15 protein-coding genes are annotated in these 15,285 nt (G+C 44.1%); 12 read left to right on the forward strand and 3 right to left on the reverse strand.

Annotated features, from left to right (window positions below; translation table 11 throughout):
- Positions 1–242: 242 nt before the first annotated feature.
- Complete coding sequence (gene yihA, locus GO620_RS09850) at positions 243–884, reverse strand: ribosome biogenesis GTP-binding protein YihA/YsxC (RefSeq protein ID WP_157526202.1); 642 nt, start codon at positions 882–884, stop codon at positions 243–245.
- A gap of 111 nt (positions 885–995) precedes the next feature.
- Here yihA and GO620_RS09855 point away from each other — a divergent pair, with 111 nt between their 5' ends.
- Entirely contained in the window at positions 996–1,484 is a 489-nt protein-coding gene (locus tag GO620_RS09855) for a VOC family protein (protein ID WP_157526204.1), read from the forward strand.
- Here the strand turns inward: GO620_RS09855 and GO620_RS09860 are convergent.
- The gene (locus GO620_RS09860; protein WP_200229824.1) at positions 1,481–3,451 is read right to left on the reverse strand and encodes a KUP/HAK/KT family potassium transporter; all 1,971 of its coding nucleotides are present in this window, start codon (positions 3,449–3,451) and stop codon (positions 1,481–1,483) included. The two genes, GO620_RS09855 and GO620_RS09860, sit on opposite strands and share 4 nt — an antisense overlap.
- Positions 3,452–3,643: 192 nt before the next feature.
- Between GO620_RS09860 and GO620_RS09865 the strand changes: the two genes are divergently transcribed.
- The 11 genes from GO620_RS09865 to GO620_RS09915 all read left to right on the forward strand — a co-directional run bounded on the left by GO620_RS09865 (position 3,644) and on the right by GO620_RS09915 (position 14,508).
- Positions 3,644–4,147, forward strand: a complete 504-nt coding sequence (locus GO620_RS09865; protein WP_157526206.1) for a T9SS type A sorting domain-containing protein — start codon at positions 3,644–3,646, stop codon at positions 4,145–4,147.
- Positions 4,148–4,228: 81 nt separating this feature from the next.
- Positions 4,229–4,840, forward strand: a complete 612-nt coding sequence (locus GO620_RS09870) for a fumarylacetoacetate hydrolase family protein (RefSeq protein WP_157526208.1) — start codon at positions 4,229–4,231, stop codon at positions 4,838–4,840.
- A complete protein-coding gene (locus tag GO620_RS09875) occupies positions 4,840–6,561 on the forward strand; it encodes a M23 family metallopeptidase (protein ID WP_157526210.1) in 1,722 nt (573 codons plus the stop codon). Before GO620_RS09870 ends, GO620_RS09875 begins: the two co-directional genes overlap by 1 nt.
- On the forward strand, positions 6,561–7,022 hold the full coding sequence (gene bcp, locus GO620_RS09880; protein WP_157526212.1) for a thioredoxin-dependent thiol peroxidase: 462 nt from the start codon (positions 6,561–6,563) through the stop codon (positions 7,020–7,022). Before GO620_RS09875 ends, bcp begins: the two co-directional genes overlap by 1 nt.
- A gap of 50 nt (positions 7,023–7,072) precedes the next feature.
- Entirely contained in the window at positions 7,073–7,627 is a 555-nt protein-coding gene (locus GO620_RS09885; RefSeq protein WP_157526213.1) for an RNA polymerase sigma factor, read from the forward strand.
- A 51-nt stretch (positions 7,628–7,678) separates the two neighbouring features.
- Complete coding sequence (locus tag GO620_RS09890; protein WP_157526214.1) at positions 7,679–8,398, forward strand: hypothetical protein; 720 nt, start codon at positions 7,679–7,681, stop codon at positions 8,396–8,398.
- A gap of 15 nt (positions 8,399–8,413) precedes the next feature.
- Entirely contained in the window at positions 8,414–8,920 is a 507-nt protein-coding gene (locus tag GO620_RS09895) for a hypothetical protein (RefSeq protein WP_157526215.1), read from the forward strand.
- A 48-nt stretch (positions 8,921–8,968) separates the two neighbouring features.
- Positions 8,969–10,156, forward strand: coding sequence for an aspartate aminotransferase family protein (locus tag GO620_RS09900; RefSeq protein WP_157526216.1), 1,188 nt, complete (start codon positions 8,969–8,971; stop codon positions 10,154–10,156).
- A gap of 204 nt (positions 10,157–10,360) precedes the next feature.
- Complete coding sequence (locus tag GO620_RS09905) at positions 10,361–12,637, forward strand: glycosyltransferase family 4 protein (protein WP_157526217.1); 2,277 nt, start codon at positions 10,361–10,363, stop codon at positions 12,635–12,637.
- Positions 12,638–13,648: a glycosyltransferase family 4 protein gene (locus tag GO620_RS09910; RefSeq protein ID WP_157526218.1), complete on the forward strand. Its 1,011-nt coding sequence runs from the start codon at positions 12,638–12,640 to the stop codon at positions 13,646–13,648.
- A 77-nt stretch (positions 13,649–13,725) separates the two neighbouring features.
- Positions 13,726–14,508 (forward strand): FkbM family methyltransferase, encoded by a 783-nt coding sequence (locus tag GO620_RS09915; protein ID WP_157526219.1) that lies wholly within the window; start codon positions 13,726–13,728, stop codon positions 14,506–14,508.
- Between the two features lie 61 nt (positions 14,509–14,569).
- Here GO620_RS09915 and rplQ read toward each other — a convergent pair whose 3' ends face one another.
- Complete coding sequence (gene rplQ, locus GO620_RS09920; RefSeq protein ID WP_157526220.1) at positions 14,570–15,223, reverse strand: 50S ribosomal protein L17; 654 nt, start codon at positions 15,221–15,223, stop codon at positions 14,570–14,572.
- Positions 15,224–15,285: the final 62 nt, after the last annotated feature.

Here is a 15,285-nt window from a genome sequence, read left to right on the forward strand (position 1 = left end):
AAGCTTTTTCTTTAAATGCTTTCATAGTCTTTACCCTCATGCTGTAATGTTGTTCTGCAGACGCTTAGCTAAAGGTTTAATTTAGAATTGTATGGTATAATTCTTCTTAAATAAATAATATCACACGGCCTAATATACACACTCCTGACAACGCACGGCCCGACACTCCCCCTCTAAGAGGGGACGAATTTCGACAGCCATATCTCCCATCTTGAGAAAGAAATTAGGGGTGTGTTTGTAAGTTAGTCTTCGTTAAACGGAAAGTTTTGATTATTCGCATCAATTCCTTCAAACCTGCTGTTAACCTCGTCTATGAAACCCAACACCTCGTCGCGGCCGAGTTTATTTTCAGACGACGTGATAAAGTACTGCGGCATTTCATCGAAGGTTTTGGTAAGTGCCTTTTTAAACTGGGCAACGTTCTGATCTGTTTTTACACTTGATTGCTTATCGGCCTTGGTAAATACAATAACGAACGGCAGGCCTTTTTCGCCTAACCAATTGCAAAATTCTAAGTCGATTTTCTGTGGTTCTAAGCGGCTGTCTATCAATACCAAAACACATTGCAAACTCTCCCGTTTGTCGAGATAAAAACGGATAAACTTATTCCAGTCTTCCTTTTTGCTTTTAGATATGCGTGCATAACCGTAACCGGGCAAATCAACCAGGAACCAATCGTCATTTATTAAAAAGTGATTGATGAGTTGCGTTTTACCCGGTGTTTGCGATGTTTTAGCCAAGCCCTTTTTAGCCGTCAGCATGTTGATCAACGATGACTTACCCACATTAGAGCGGCCTATGAAAGCATATTCGGGCTTAGTTGGCGGCGGCAGTTTTGAAACCTGCGTATTACTGCATATAAATTCTGCCGACTTTACGATCATGCTGCAAAGTTATACTTTTTGTAATTATCGATGCCTTTGTACAGATTTAACACGCAGGCAATGGTGTACAAAAATAAAAAATCTATTTTTATATGTTTAAACATTTAAGCGATGGCTAAGTATAAAATTCCTGCTCAAACGCGTATTGGACATGTGCACCTAAAGGTTGCCGATTTGCAGCGTTCAATAGATTTCTATTGCGGATTACTTGGTTTTGAACTTCAGCTCATGTATGGCGATTCTGCAGCTTTTATTTCTGCCGGTGGTTATCACCACCACATTGGCTTGAATACATGGCACAGCAAAAATTCTCCGCCCGCGCCTGAGCAATATCCCGGCTTATATCACACGGCTATTTTATATCCCGGGCGCAAAGATCTGGCTGCCATATTTAAGAGGCTGGCCGACGCCGGGTACCCTTTCACCGGCGCATCTGACCACGGCGTATCTGAAGCTTTGTACCTCAATGACCCGGATGGTAATGGCGTTGAATTATATTGGGACCGCCCCAAAGATCAATGGCCAACGGATGAGCATGGCAACTTAACCATGTTTACGCGGAGGCTAAACATTGAGGATTTATTAAAAGAATTGGATTAGTTATTTACCCTATGGATCTCTACAGGTTGCTGATCTGAAAGTACTAAAGGCACTTTTTCAACCGTCACGAAACTCAGATCGAGGCCAAAATTGCGTTCTTCTGATAAACTGATCTTTCTTAATTGACCGTAGATAGCCATAACCACTTTCTCGTAGAACGATAAGAAGCCCGATCTTGAGATTACCTTTTCAATCACCACAAAACGGAAGTCGCCAACAATTTTGTGTTTGTTTAAAGACTCGTATTTACTAGTAATGTCAACCTCGCCTTTTTTTACCAGTTCTTCAACCACTTTTCTAAACAGTTGATTGATCTGCTGCTCTACCCTAAAACCGAGCTTAAAATCGATGCGGATAACCTTATTAGGTACTAAAAAGTCCACTTCGTACTCGCGGGTATAAGGCTCGTCCATTACATCTACGTGCACCAGCCAATAGATATCTGCTCGCTTGGGCTGTTTCTGCAGAATCGAATAAATGATCTTCGACTCAATTTCTGAATTGAAGTTGGCACTGGTTAAATAAACTAACTGTGAAGCATACTTAGCTACACTTGTATCGTCGCTTAGCTCTTTTAATATGGTGAAGTAATCTTCAATCTCGATGAACTTGATGTACCGGTTACGGATCTTACGGGCAACATGCCAGCTCCACATTACACCAAACAATAGTAAACCGACAGATAGGGTGAACCAGCCGCCGCTGACAAATTTCACCATGTTACCCGAAAGGAAAGTTCCCTCGATAAGGATATACACCACCAGGAACGCGTTTATGATATATGAAGGGACTTTCTTGCGTTTTAAGAACCTTGAAACAAGGATGGTGGTCATCAGCATAGCGATGGTAATACTTAAGCCATATGCAGCTTCCATCTTTGACGACTCCTGGAATAACAACACCACGCCAATACAACCGGCGCAAAGCAGCCAGTTAACGCTTGGTACATATAACTGGCCTTTTTGCTCAGACGGATAATTGATCTTTACTTTGGGCCACAAATTCAGCCTTACGGCTTCTGCTATCAGTGTAAAAGAACCTGAAATTAATGCCTGGCTGGCAATGATAGCCGCGATCGTAGCTATGCTGATACCATAAATAAGAAACCACGTTGGCATGATGGCGAAGAACGGGTTATGCAGGTTCATATCCACCCTTTGGCCCTGAAACTTTAATAACCATGCAGCCTGGCCCAAATAGTTCAGTATCAAACAGGTTTTAACAAAGCCCCAGCTTACCCGGATATTATCGCGCCCGCAATGGCCAAGGTCCGAGTACAATGCTTCAGCCCCGGTAGTACACAGGAACACTGCGCCGAGGATAATAAACGCTACATGGCTTGAACTCGATGTAAGCAAGTGAACTGCGTAGTATGGATTCAGCGCTTTAAATACATAAGGTGCATCAGCAATATTGATGATCCCCAAAACACCCATCATACCAAACCATAGGAACATTATTGGCCCAAAGGCTTTACCCACCAGTGATGTACCAAACTGCTGTATAAAGAACAGCGCGGCTATGATGATAATTACTATGCGGACAGTATGCAGCTCGGGATAATAGCTTTTGAGACCCTCAATAGCGGATGATATGGTAATAGGTGGGGTGATGATACCATCGGCCAATAAAGCACAACCACCTATTACAGCGGGAACGATGAGCCACTTGGCTCGCCTGCGCACTAACGAAAATAGAGAGAATATGCCACCCTCGCCTTTGTTATCGGCCCTTAGGGTGATGATAACATATTTTAATGTGGTTTGAAAAGTAAGCGTCCAGAATATAAGCGACACGCCACCTAAAACGAGTGTTTCTGAAATTGTTCGGGTCTCGATGCCCGGACCTGTGCCGATGATCGCTTTAAAAACGTATAAAGGGGAAGTACCTATATCACCGTAGATGATACCGAGGCTGATTAATACACCGGCAGCTGTTAGCCGGTTCAAGTCTTTGTGATGGCCCACTATTCAGAAAAAAACGCTGCAAAAATATTAATGTTTGATTAATAAACGATTATTTTTTAAACTATTAAACGATTGCCTGCGTATACACGTCTTAAAGGTATTTGTTAAATTTTGTTAAAACTAATTGCAAATTCATATTGTATTTACAACAATAAGGTTGTTTATTCATAGGTTTGTAGCATAAACCAATCTATGGGGAAAATTTTTACGTTTTGGTATTGTGGGTGTATCTTAACCGCGTTAACGGTTAGTGCAATTATTGCCCCTGCCCAAGCGAGCCAAACACGCCCCGATACCACCAGCATTCGCCTCCGAAGCAAATCCTCAGGAAAAGGCTCATACCTAAAAAACGGGTTTCACGTTTCTTTCCCAACCTTTAAAGCATTTACGCCATCTGTAAAAGCCGCTGCTGCAAAATCTGCCGCGGATGAAAAAGTGCTTAACAACGTACAGATATTCCCCAATCCGGTTACAGATCAGATCAATCTTAAATATACCATCACCAAAAATACGATGGTGACTATTTCTGTAATGGATGTATTAGGCAACAGCGTACTTACGTTGTTGCAGCAACGCCTCGATCCAGGCGAACAAAAATTTACCTACAACCTTAACAAGCAGTTAACCAGCGGCTTCTACTTTGTACGCGTCAATGCAGGCGCCGAGTCTGTCATCAGGCGCATATCTGTCCTCTAAGCGTTACGTTTTGCAAAAATGATGTTGCACTAAACTTCTTGGTGCATATAGTGTTAGTTTTGGCAGTATTACAAAACCACTATGAAGATCATCGCCATTGGCCGTAATTATGCCGAACACGCCAAAGAATTAAACAATCCCGTTCCGACTGTCCCGGTTATATTTATGAAACCGGACACAGCCTTGCTTAAAGACAATAAGCCATTTTATTTGCCTGAGTTTTCGCAGGATGTGCACCACGAGATCGAGATCGTTTTGAAAGTGTGCAAAGAAGGCAAACACATAGAAGAGCAGTTTGCATCTGCCTATTACGATGAAATTGGGTTGGGAATTGATTTTACAGCCCGAGACATTCAAAGCAAGCACAAAGAAAAAGGCCTGCCATGGGAACTGGCCAAGGCTTTTGATAATTCTGCGCCGGTAAGCAACTTTTTACCTAAATCGCAATTTGCAGATCTTTACAATATGAATTTCCATTTAGATATTAATGGAGAGCCCAGGCAAAAAGGCAACACGCAAGACCTGCTGTTTTCGTTCGAAAAGATTATCGCCTTTGTTTCAAAATATGTAACCTTAAAAAAAGGCGACCTCATATTTACCGGAACCCCCGAAGGTGTATCTCAGGTTAAAATAGGCGACCATCTGGAGGGCTATCTGGAAAATGAAAAATTATTAGACTTCCATATCAAGTGATGGCGTTTAAGAGGTTATTCTTAGCAGCACTGGCATTTTCGATCTTAAGTTTTTCAGCATTTGCTCAACCGGGGCCTGCACCGGCCAGGCAATACCCGCAAAATATTTTTCGATATCCGCTTGATCTGCCGCCGAGCACTGCCGGCGGTTTTGCCGAGTTAAGGTCAAACCATTTTCATTCAGGTCTTGATTTCCGTACCAATCAACGCGAGGGCTACCCTGTTCATGCTGCTTATGACGGGTATGTGTCTCGCATACGGGTGCAGTTTGGCGGCTTTGGAAACGCTTTATATATCACCCATCCAAACGGTTTTACATCTGTGTACGGGCATTTGCAACGCTTCAGCCCGGAAATATTGCAGGCGTTACGTGCAGAACAAAAGCGCCAGCAAAAAGACGTGGTAGATTTTAGCCCCAACCCCTTGCAGTTTCCGGTTTACAAAGGGCAAATTGTAGCATGGTCTGGTAATACCGGTGGCTCTGCCGGGCCGCATCTGCATTTTGAATTGCGTGATAGCGAAACAGAGCAGACCATTAATCCGCAATTGTTTGGCTTAACCATTCCAGACAGGGTACCGCCCACCATCATGTCTGTTGCGGTCTACCATCTTAATGGTGCTCCTTTTAGTGAAAAAACAGAGAAAGCAATTTTCCAGGTGACTGGCGCGGGCGGCAATTATCATCCGGTTCATCCATCTGTTTTGGAAATTGGCGAAGAGGCCGCTATGGGCATTGCCGTAAACGACATGAACAGTGCCTCTGCTAACCGTAACGGTGCATTTTCCATTCAATTATTGCTAGACGGCAAGTCAATCTATACTTTCATGGCCGAGCGCTTCGCATTCGATCAAACACATGCCATAAACGCCTACATAGACTATCCCCTATTTTTATCCTCGGGCCGATGGATACAAAAATGTTTCATACTTCCGGGCAGCCGCATTACAGTCTATCCGCAATCCGTGAATCGTGGCCTCATCAAACTGACGGACGATGAAGTGCACGACCTGCAGTACGTGGTAAAGGATGTTGCCGGCAATACGTCCATGGTCAATCTAAAAATTAAAAGAGGGCTTGTTAAAGCTGAGATGCCACCAGGTGCAGGTACCACGCGCGTCAATTACAACCAAACCACGGTATTCACCCGCGATAAACTAAAACTCACCATCAATCCCTACAACCTTTACGATAACCTGGACATGACTTTTACCGAGCTGCCAAAGCGCCCCGGTGCATATTCGGCCGTATATAAAATTCATAACCACTTAACACCCATTCACGACAGCATTAACGTTTGGATAAAACCCGACAGCACTTTAGGCAACCTTGTAAACAAAGCGGTCATCTACAATACATACAGGGGATCAGTGGGTGGAGTATATGAAGATGGCTATATCAAATCCGCTCCGCGTGATTTCGGGGAATTCTATATCAGAGTTGATACCATCCCCCCAACCATTCGTCCGGTTAATTTAGTGAATGGTGGCAGCATGGCCGGCAAGTCGAAAATGACCTTTCGAATTGGCGATAACCTTTCCGGAATTAAATCTTACCTGGCTAAAATAGACGGCGAGTGGGTACTATTTGAATGGGATTTCAAAACCAAGTTGTTAAATCATACATTTGATGGTACGCTGTCATCGGGCAAGCACAGCTTAGAGCTTACCGTGACAGACAATAAAGACAACACGGCGCAGTACAACGCTACATTCTACAGATAATGGCAACACTACAACAAGGCGACAAAGCCCCTGGGTTTACAGCTAAGGACCAAAACGGCAATGCCGTTTCATTGAGTGATTTTGAAGGCAAAACAGTGATCCTATATTTTTACCCAAAAGATGATACCCCTGGTTGCACGGCAGAGGCCTGCGACTTTAGGGATAATTATCAATCGTTGTTAAGCCAGGGCTATGAGGTGATAGGTGTTAGCGTGGATGATGAAAAATCGCACAAAAAATTTGAGACCAAATACAGCCTGCCTTTTACCTTGATAGCTGATACCGGCCACGAGATTGTTGAAGCTTATGGCGTTTGGGGCGAAAAGAGCATGTATGGCAAAACTTACATGGGTGTCAACCGCTCGACATTTATTATTGACGGCGACGGCATTATCAAACACATTATCACCAAGGTTGATACCAAAGCGGCTTCGCAGCAGGTGTTAGACCTGGTAGGTTAAAAACAAAATTTCTGTTTTAAGGGTTATCCTTCGTTAAATAATAATACTGAATGTCTGCACAGGTAGAAGATGAAGAAATATTAAGCAAGTTCCGGGAAGAACGCACCCGCAATGAGGCTTTTACCCTGTTGCTAAAAAAATACCAGCAAAAGATCTATTGGCACGTACGCCGTATGGTAATTGACCATGACGATGCTGATGATATTACCCAGGATGTTTTTATAAAGGTTTGGAAGAACCTGCCGGGCTTTAGGGCCGACGCGCAATTATACACCTGGATGTACCGCATTGCCACCAACGAGTGCATTACCTTTCTGAATAAGAAGAAGCAGAAAAATAACGTTCCATTGGATGAGGTTTCTTACGACCTGGCAGATACTTTGGCCGAGTCTGCATACTTTGACGGGGATAAAGCGCAACGCAAATTACAGGAAGCATTGTTAACCCTGCCAGATAAACAAAGGCTGGTATTTAACATGAAATACTATGATGACATGAAGTACGAAGAAATATCTGACGTGCTTGGGACAAGTGTCGGTGCATTGAAGGCATCTTTCCACCTGGCGGTTAAAAAAATCGAAACTTTTTTAACTTCTAACGACTAATTTTGCAATTCAATTTAAACCTTTGGCTATTAAAAGTATCTACACTTAGATATGAATAACGATACAGAGAATAAGGAATGGCTTAAAGACTATCCCGCACTTGATGGTGTTGCGAAAGGCAACCCCTTTGTTGTGCCCGATGGTTTTTTTAACGCCAGTGAAGAGCAGATATTATCGTCAGTAAATATTTTAAGCACTATACAATCAGATACACAAGCGTTTAGCGTACCGGGTAACTACTTCGAAGATTTACAAAGCAATATTTTAAGCAGGGTTAAGATAGAAGAAGTATTAGGCAAAGATCATTCGTTTACCGTTCCGGATAATTATTTTACAGACATGCATGAGCAGATCACCAGCCGTATTGCTGTTGAAGAAGCTGCCCGGGCACCGTTTACTGTTCCCGAAGGATATTTTGAAACGCTTAACCGCGAGATCTTAAACCAAACTGCCGGTTTAGAGGCTATACAGCGTCGTGGCGTAATACGTAAACTGGTTTCTACTGCTGCTTTCAAATATGCAAGTGCGGCATGTTTTGCATTGATAGTGGGCGCGGGTATCATAATCAGTCAGCAAAATTCGCCAAGAGCATTGCACGATAAAACGTACCTGCATAAGGCATTGTCCGAAGTGCCTAACGCGGATATTAAAGGTTACCTTGAAATGCGTGTAGATGCTAATGATGCTAACGGTAAAATCGACGAGAACAGCCAGTCTGACTTAAGCAATGTGAGTACAGACGATATGAAAGATTATTTAAGCAGCAATTAACGGGTTCTTTAAGAAATGAAAAGTGTTTTAAAATACCTGTGTTTTACATTGCTGATCAGCACCGGCTACAACGCCAGGGCGCAGCGTGGCATGGGTATGCCATTTCGTTATAACTCGCCATATAGTGTCGACAGGCGCTTTAACAGGCCTCAGATAGCAGAAAGCCGCCCGGGTATCAAAAAGCTGAACGCGATAAGAAACAACTACATTAACAAGCGTCTTAATTTAACGCCTGAAGAAGCCGATCGCTTTTGGCCTTTATATAACCAGTATCAGAACGAACTTGCAAGCATTCAGGCTTTGCGCAGGCAAAATAACGCCAATATGCAGCAAAGTAGTATAGACAGGGTAAACCAGGACATGTACTACGATCAGCAATTAGTTGCCGTCCGGTCGCATTATAAAGACCTGTTTTTAAAAGTACTTCCGGCAGATAAGGTTGTTAGCCTTTACCAGAGCGAGCGCGAATTCAGGGGCGAGCTTTTCAAACAGTTACAGGAACGCGGGCAACCCGACAATTAATTTTACCGGATATTAAGCTGCAGTTGCGTTAATTTGCATGCTGGAACCATGCTTACACTTCGACAGCTTTTCTTAGCCAATAACGCGCAAACCACAGACTTCCCTCTTCTTCTCGAGTTTGAGCGAGCCAAAGGTGTGTATATGTATGATGCCAACGGCAAGCCGTATATAGATCTGATATCCGGCATCGGCGTGAGCAACATTGGCCACTGTAATGACGAGGTGGTTGCCGCGGTAACTGAACAGGTAAGTAAATACATGCACCTGATGGTCTACGGCGAATATGTGCAGTCGCCGCAGGTTTTGTTTGCAGAAAAGTTGGTCAGCCTGCTGCCGTCGACACTTAATTCCGTCTATTTCGTCAACTCTGGGGCAGAAGCTGCAGAAGGTGCACTCAAATTAGCTAAGCGGCATACAGGCCGTAGCGGCATAATAGCGTTTAAAAATTCTTATCATGGCAGCACCCACGGCGCGCTGAGCATTATGGGCAGCGACGAGTTTAAACGTGGTTACGGCCCTTTACTGCCTGATGTTGACTTCATAGAACTAAACCGAACCGATCAATTAAACGCGATCACAGTCGACACCGCGTGTGTTATTTTAGAAACTATACAAGGCGAGGCCGGTATTCGTACACCGGATCCTGACTACATGCTGGCATTGCGTGAGCGGTGCAATGAAACAGGTGCCCTGCTCATACTTGATGAGATCCAAACCGCCTTTGGCCGAACCGGGAAAATGTTCGCCTTTGAGCATTTTGATATTGTGCCTGATATTTTACTGTTAGGCAAGGCCTTGGGCGGCGGTATGCCCCTTGGCGCCTTTATCTCGTCGGCAAAGATTATGGGTGCTTTAAAAGATAACCCCATGCTTGGCCATATTACTACGTTTGGCGGCCACCCCGTTAGCTGCGCTGCCGGTTTAGCTGCTTTAAAGGTTTTGCTGGAGCAAGATCTGGTAAAAGGCGTTGATGAAAAAGGCCGGCTGTTAAAGTCGTCGCTCCAACACCCTGCCATTACAGAAATACGCGGCAAAGGGCTGATGCTCGCTGTGGGATTTAAAGATTTCGCACTCAATAAAAAGATAATAAACCATTGCATAGCGAATGGCGTAGTAACCGATTGGTTCCTGCATTGCGATGACGCTATGCGTATCGCTCCTCCACTTATTATCACAACAGACGAGATCATTCAGGCTTGCGGAGTTATCGATGATGCTATAGCTGTGTGCGTTTAGCACACCGGCTAATCTGTGTCACAAGTCTGTTATCATTTTAGTAATTCTTCAGTTTTAGGGTGCTTTGCAAAACATTTTAGCACCTTAACCAGTTTCTACATGCGAAAAGCGTTTTAAAATCAGCACAGCGCAACAATTTGCCCGCCCTTTAAAATGCCCGGAAGTAAGTGCCTAAACGCTGCTTCCCAAACTTTACACTACCACATGAAAATAGCTTATATCTCAACCTACCTGCCGCGCGAGTGCGGTATCGCTACCTTTAACAACAACCTGATGCAGGCCATCAGTGCAAACTTCCCTGAAAGGACTACACGTTTGCAAAACGGCTTTGTTGTAGCGTTAAATGATTCTGACGATACTAACCAGTACGAATACCCCGAAGAGGTTAAATATGTAATCCGACAGAACCATCAAAAAGATTATATCCGCGCGGCAAATTATATCAATACCAGTGACGTAAATGCAGTAATACTGGAGCATGAGTTTGGTATTTACGGCGGTGAAAGCGGCATCTATATTTTGCCTCTGCTTAACAGGTTAGAAAAGCCATTGATCTCTATCTTGCACACCATCTTAAAAGAGCCAAACTATGTGCAGCGCGTAATCATCCGCGAAATTGCAGAGCAATCGGCCAAAGTGGTGGTTATGAGCAAAAGAGCTGTAGAATTTTTGACTACCGTTTATGACATCCCTCGCGAAAAAATACAGTTGATAGAGCATGGTGTACCTGATCTGGAAGAACCTGAACCCAATCCGGTTAAAAGCCTGGCTGCTTTTAAAAACAAAAAGGTGCTGTTAACTTTTGGTCTAATCAGCCGTAATAAAGGTTTAGAGGTAGTGGTAAAAGCTTTACCAAAAATTGTAGAAAAACATCCGGATGCGATGTATGTGATATTGGGTAACACACACCCGGGTGTGGTGAAACATTCGGGCGAGGAATACCGCGACAGTTTAAAAAGCCTGGCAGCTAAATTGGGCGTGTCAGACAATCTTGCATTCATCAATAAATTTGTAACCGAAGAAGAACTTATCAATTATCTAACCGCAGCTACCTTGTACGTAACACCGTACCATAACGAGGCGCAGATCACCAGCGGTACGTTATCTTATGCAGTTGGCGCCGGTGCCGCGGTTGTATCTACACCTTATTGGCATGCTACAGAACTATTAGCAGAAAACCGCGGCCGCTTGTTCGACTTTAAAGACCCCGATGGTTTGGCAGCGAACGTAAACGATCTGCTTGATAATGAAGATAAGCTTCAAAAACTAAAACAAAACGCTTATCAATATGGCCTTAATCTTCGCTGGCCAAAAATTGGCGGTGAGTATATAGCCACAGCACAAGATGCTTTAATTAATCATGATTTTAGCGACAAGATACTTAAGAATAGTATTGTCGATCCGGAGATATTACCAAAATTCAGCCTGGCACATGTAAGACGTTTAACAGACGACACCGGTATAGTTCAACACGCTAAATATGGCATTCCGAATTTAAAAGAAGGTTACTGCCTTGATGATAACAGTCGAGCGTTGATCATGGCGCTTATGGCTTACCAGCGTAATAAAAGCCAGGAAGCCTTAGACCTGCTGCCAATATACCTAAGCTATATCCACTACATGCAGCGCGAGGACGGTAACTTCCGTAATTTCCTCAGCTTCGATCGCCGCTACTTGGATGAAGTAGGTACAGAAGATTCGTTCGGCCGTACGATATGGGCATTAGGTCATCTCATCAGTTGCGCATCTAACAACTCATATCGTGAATTCGCGATGGAACTGTTCCACCGCTCCTATCCGCATTTCGAAACGCTGGTGCACTTACGGGGCATGGCCAATACGATCATCGGTATTTGCTTATACCTGAAGGTTTATCCAACTGACGAAGGCATGATGGCACAAATGGCACGTATGACACAGCCTTTGATCGATGGCTATGAGAAGCACCAAACAGAGGATTGGCAATGGTTCGAAGAAAAGATGACCTACGATAACGGCATACTTCCGTTGGCGTTGCTGCACTCATACGAAATTACAGGCAATGAAAATGTAAAACGCGTTGCCATGAATACTATGGCGTTCCTTGATAAACATACGCTGTCTAACGGTTATCTAAACCCCGTTGGCAACGACGGATGGTTCCACAAGGGCGGAAAGATGCCTATTTACGATCAGCAAGCAATTGAGACTATGGCCATGGTGCTGATGCATTTCCAGGCATACGAGATTTTCCGCGAGCCTGAGTATATCGAAAAAATGTTCTTAAGTTACAAATGGTTCCTTGGCGAAAACTCGTTGCGCGCGCCACTTTACGATTACGAAACTAAGGGTGGTTGCGACGGCCTTCAGCCATCCGGCATTAACCGCAACCAAGGGGCAGAAAGTACGTTGGCCTATCTTATCTCCCATCTCACCGTGCTTAAAGCATTTGAGCTGGAGTATGAATACAAAAAATACGGTCAAAGTATACAGATCTGCTAAATGAAGGTTGCTATACTATCGCCGGTTGCCTGGCGTACACCGCCGCGTCACTATGGCCCGTGGGAACAGGTTGCGTCCAATATCTCCGAGGGGATGGTGGCAAAAGGAGTCGATGTGACACTTTTCGCCACGGGCGACTCCGTTACTGCCGGAAAGTTATCCTCGATATGCGCGACAGGCTATGAAGAAGATCGTTCGCAGGATGCCAAAGTTTTGGAATGCTTGCACATCAGCAACCTGATGGAACGTGCCGGCGAGTTCGATCTCATCCATAACAATTTCGATTTTTTGCCCCTCACCTATTCGGGGTTGATCAAAACGCCTGTTATTACAACAATTCACGGCTTCTCTTCCGAGCGGATTGTCCCGGTATATAAGAAATATAATGATCGTGGCTACTACGTATCTATAAGCAATTCTGACCGTAGCCCGGAACTGAAATATCTTGCTACAGTTTACAATGGCCTAAACACAGCAGAGTTTGATTTTGTAGAAAAACCTGACGACTATTTGCTTTGCTTTAGCCGCATCCACCCACATAAAGGAACATCCGAGGCAATACAAATTGCCAGGACAGCTAACAGAAAACTGATTATAGCCGGCATCATACAGGATGAAGGTTATTACAAACGCGAGGTAGAACCTTATGTAGATAATGAGCAGATCATCTATGTTGGCCAGGCCGGCCCTGCCCAGCGTAACGAATTATTAGGTAACGCAGCGGCCCTGCTGCATCCTATTAGTTTCGATGAACCATTTGGAATGAGCATCGCCGAATCTATGCTGTGCGGTACACCTGTGATCGCCTTTAATAGAGGCTCGATGTCTGAGCTCATTAAAAATACAGAAACCGGTTTTTTAGTAGAAACAGTTGATCAAGCAGTGGAAGCCGTAAAGCAATTACCATCGATTAGTCGCTCCCTCTGCCGCGAATGGGCATCATCTCAATTTTCGCAAGAAAAGATGGTAGATGACTACTACGAGTTATACCAGCAGATATTGCAGAAATAGTTTAAATGGCTAAGTTGTTAGTTTACATCTAAATAGAGTAGACCAGATGGTTATATTTGGATAAATTATCTAAGCAAATGGTCCCTTTTCGTGTACAATGGAGTTGGTATGTCCTTAAATCTAAAAATCACGCTTTATTTAAGCGTGAGCTAAAACGCAGCAGCAATTTCTGGAAAGCCCTTGCACTAAAGTTTATCCCAAATTTGCATAAGAAGCCGTTGAAATTGCGGCTTAAGGACGGCAACTTTGTTCAGATAAATAAGTTTATGGACCTGTTTATCTTTCACGAGATATTCATAGATGGCTGTTATGACACAACAAAGTTAGGAGCCAAACCCGTTATTGTTGATATCGGTGCCAACAGCGGCATGTTCGCCATCAGGATGAAACAGCTATACCCCGATGCCACTATCTATTGCTTTGAGCCCTTTGAAGAGAATTTTGAACACCTGCTGCAAAATACCAGCCAGTTTAATGGTGTAACCTGTTATAAAAAAGGTGTTGCCGCTAACACCAGATCAGAGAAGTTATACATCCATGGTATAAACCCCGGCGCGCATAGTATTTACGAGGAGGTGGTCCCTCACCATGCGCAGGTAGCGAACGTCGACTTGGTCAGCATAAATGAAATTCAAGATCTTACAGGTATCACTCGCGCGGATTTCTTAAAGGTTGATTGCGAGGGTGCAGAGTATGAAATAATCAACGCGATGACGCCTGAGACAGCGCTGATCTATCCAAAGATGGTCGTCGAACTAATGTTACACCCCGATGAGTCGGTCGATAAGCTTATCCAACTTGGTTATCAGGTGCACCGCGAGAATGAGTTCATCGCACACGCGGAACTGCCTATGGAATAGCGCCAAAAATAGAAAAGCCCCGATCAAATTGATCGGGGCTTTTCTATTTTTTAAGCAAAAATTATTCTCCTTTTTCTGCCTGGTCTTCGTTGCTTGCAGCTTCTTCTGCAGATGGTTCAGCAGGAGTTTCTTCGGTAGCAACAGCTTCGGTAGTATTACCTTCAGCTTTTGGTGTTTCAGTAGAAGGTGTTTCTTCAACCGCTGTTTCAGCAACAGGGTTTTCGTCAACAACAGCTGCATCATCAGCAGGAGTAACTTCAGCAGTAGTAGCACCTGCAACAGCAGCGCCCTTACCAGAACCACCACGACGACGGGTTGCTTTCTTAGCAGGAGCAGCAGTTGTAGCACCGTATACAGTGTTGTAATCTACTAACTCGATCAATGCCATTTCAGCGTTGTCACCTAAACGGTTTTCCATTTTGATGATACGTGTATAGCCACCCGGACGGTCAGCAATTTTAACCGCTACATCGCGGAACAATTCTGTAACCGCGTCTTTGTTCTGCAAGTAAGAGAATACAGTACGGCGTGAGTGTGTGTTATCGCTTTTAGCCTTAGTCAAGATCGGCTCAACGTAAACGCGTAAAGCCTTTGCTTTAGCTAAAGTAGTAGTGATACGCTTGTGCTCGATAAGCGATGAAGCCATGTTAGCCAACATTGCCTTGCGGTGACTGTCGGTACGGCCTAAGTGATTGTGTTTTTTTCCGTGTCTCATTGTTTGTTAATTTGTGCACGTGCATACCGTTGGGCGGCTTTTAAGTCAAGCCCGCGGAATTA

It is taken from the genome of Mucilaginibacter ginkgonis (genome assembly GCF_009754905.2).
Taxonomy (GTDB): domain Bacteria; phylum Bacteroidota; class Bacteroidia; order Sphingobacteriales; family Sphingobacteriaceae; genus Mucilaginibacter; species Mucilaginibacter ginkgonis.

What these genes read in the sequence shown, in the direction of transcription:
- yihA (WP_157526202.1), bottom strand. Translation starts at nt 884, where the DNA reads ATGATCGTAAAGTCGGCAGAATTTATATGCAGTAATACGCAGGTTTCA.
- GO620_RS09855 (WP_157526204.1), top strand. Translation starts at nt 996, where the DNA reads ATGGCTAAGTATAAAATTCCTGCTCAAACGCGTATTGGACATGTGCAC.
- GO620_RS09865 (WP_157526206.1), top strand. Translation starts at nt 3,644, where the DNA reads ATGGGGAAAATTTTTACGTTTTGGTATTGTGGGTGTATCTTAACCGCG.
- GO620_RS09870 (WP_157526208.1), top strand. Translation starts at nt 4,229, where the DNA reads ATGAAGATCATCGCCATTGGCCGTAATTATGCCGAACACGCCAAAGAA.
- GO620_RS09875 (WP_157526210.1), top strand. Translation starts at nt 4,840, where the DNA reads ATGGCGTTTAAGAGGTTATTCTTAGCAGCACTGGCATTTTCGATCTTA.
- bcp (WP_157526212.1), top strand. Translation starts at nt 6,561, where the DNA reads ATGGCAACACTACAACAAGGCGACAAAGCCCCTGGGTTTACAGCTAAG.
- GO620_RS09885 (WP_157526213.1), top strand. Translation starts at nt 7,073, where the DNA reads ATGTCTGCACAGGTAGAAGATGAAGAAATATTAAGCAAGTTCCGGGAA.
- GO620_RS09890 (WP_157526214.1), top strand. Translation starts at nt 7,679, where the DNA reads ATGAATAACGATACAGAGAATAAGGAATGGCTTAAAGACTATCCCGCA.
- GO620_RS09895 (WP_157526215.1), top strand. Translation starts at nt 8,414, where the DNA reads ATGAAAAGTGTTTTAAAATACCTGTGTTTTACATTGCTGATCAGCACC.
- GO620_RS09900 (WP_157526216.1), top strand. Translation starts at nt 8,969, where the DNA reads ATGCTTACACTTCGACAGCTTTTCTTAGCCAATAACGCGCAAACCACA.
- GO620_RS09905 (WP_157526217.1), top strand. Translation starts at nt 10,361, where the DNA reads ATGAAAATAGCTTATATCTCAACCTACCTGCCGCGCGAGTGCGGTATC.
- GO620_RS09910 (WP_157526218.1), top strand. Translation starts at nt 12,638, where the DNA reads ATGAAGGTTGCTATACTATCGCCGGTTGCCTGGCGTACACCGCCGCGT.
- GO620_RS09915 (WP_157526219.1), top strand. Translation starts at nt 13,726, where the DNA reads ATGGTCCCTTTTCGTGTACAATGGAGTTGGTATGTCCTTAAATCTAAA.
- rplQ (WP_157526220.1), bottom strand. Translation starts at nt 15,223, where the DNA reads ATGAGACACGGAAAAAAACACAATCACTTAGGCCGTACCGACAGTCAC.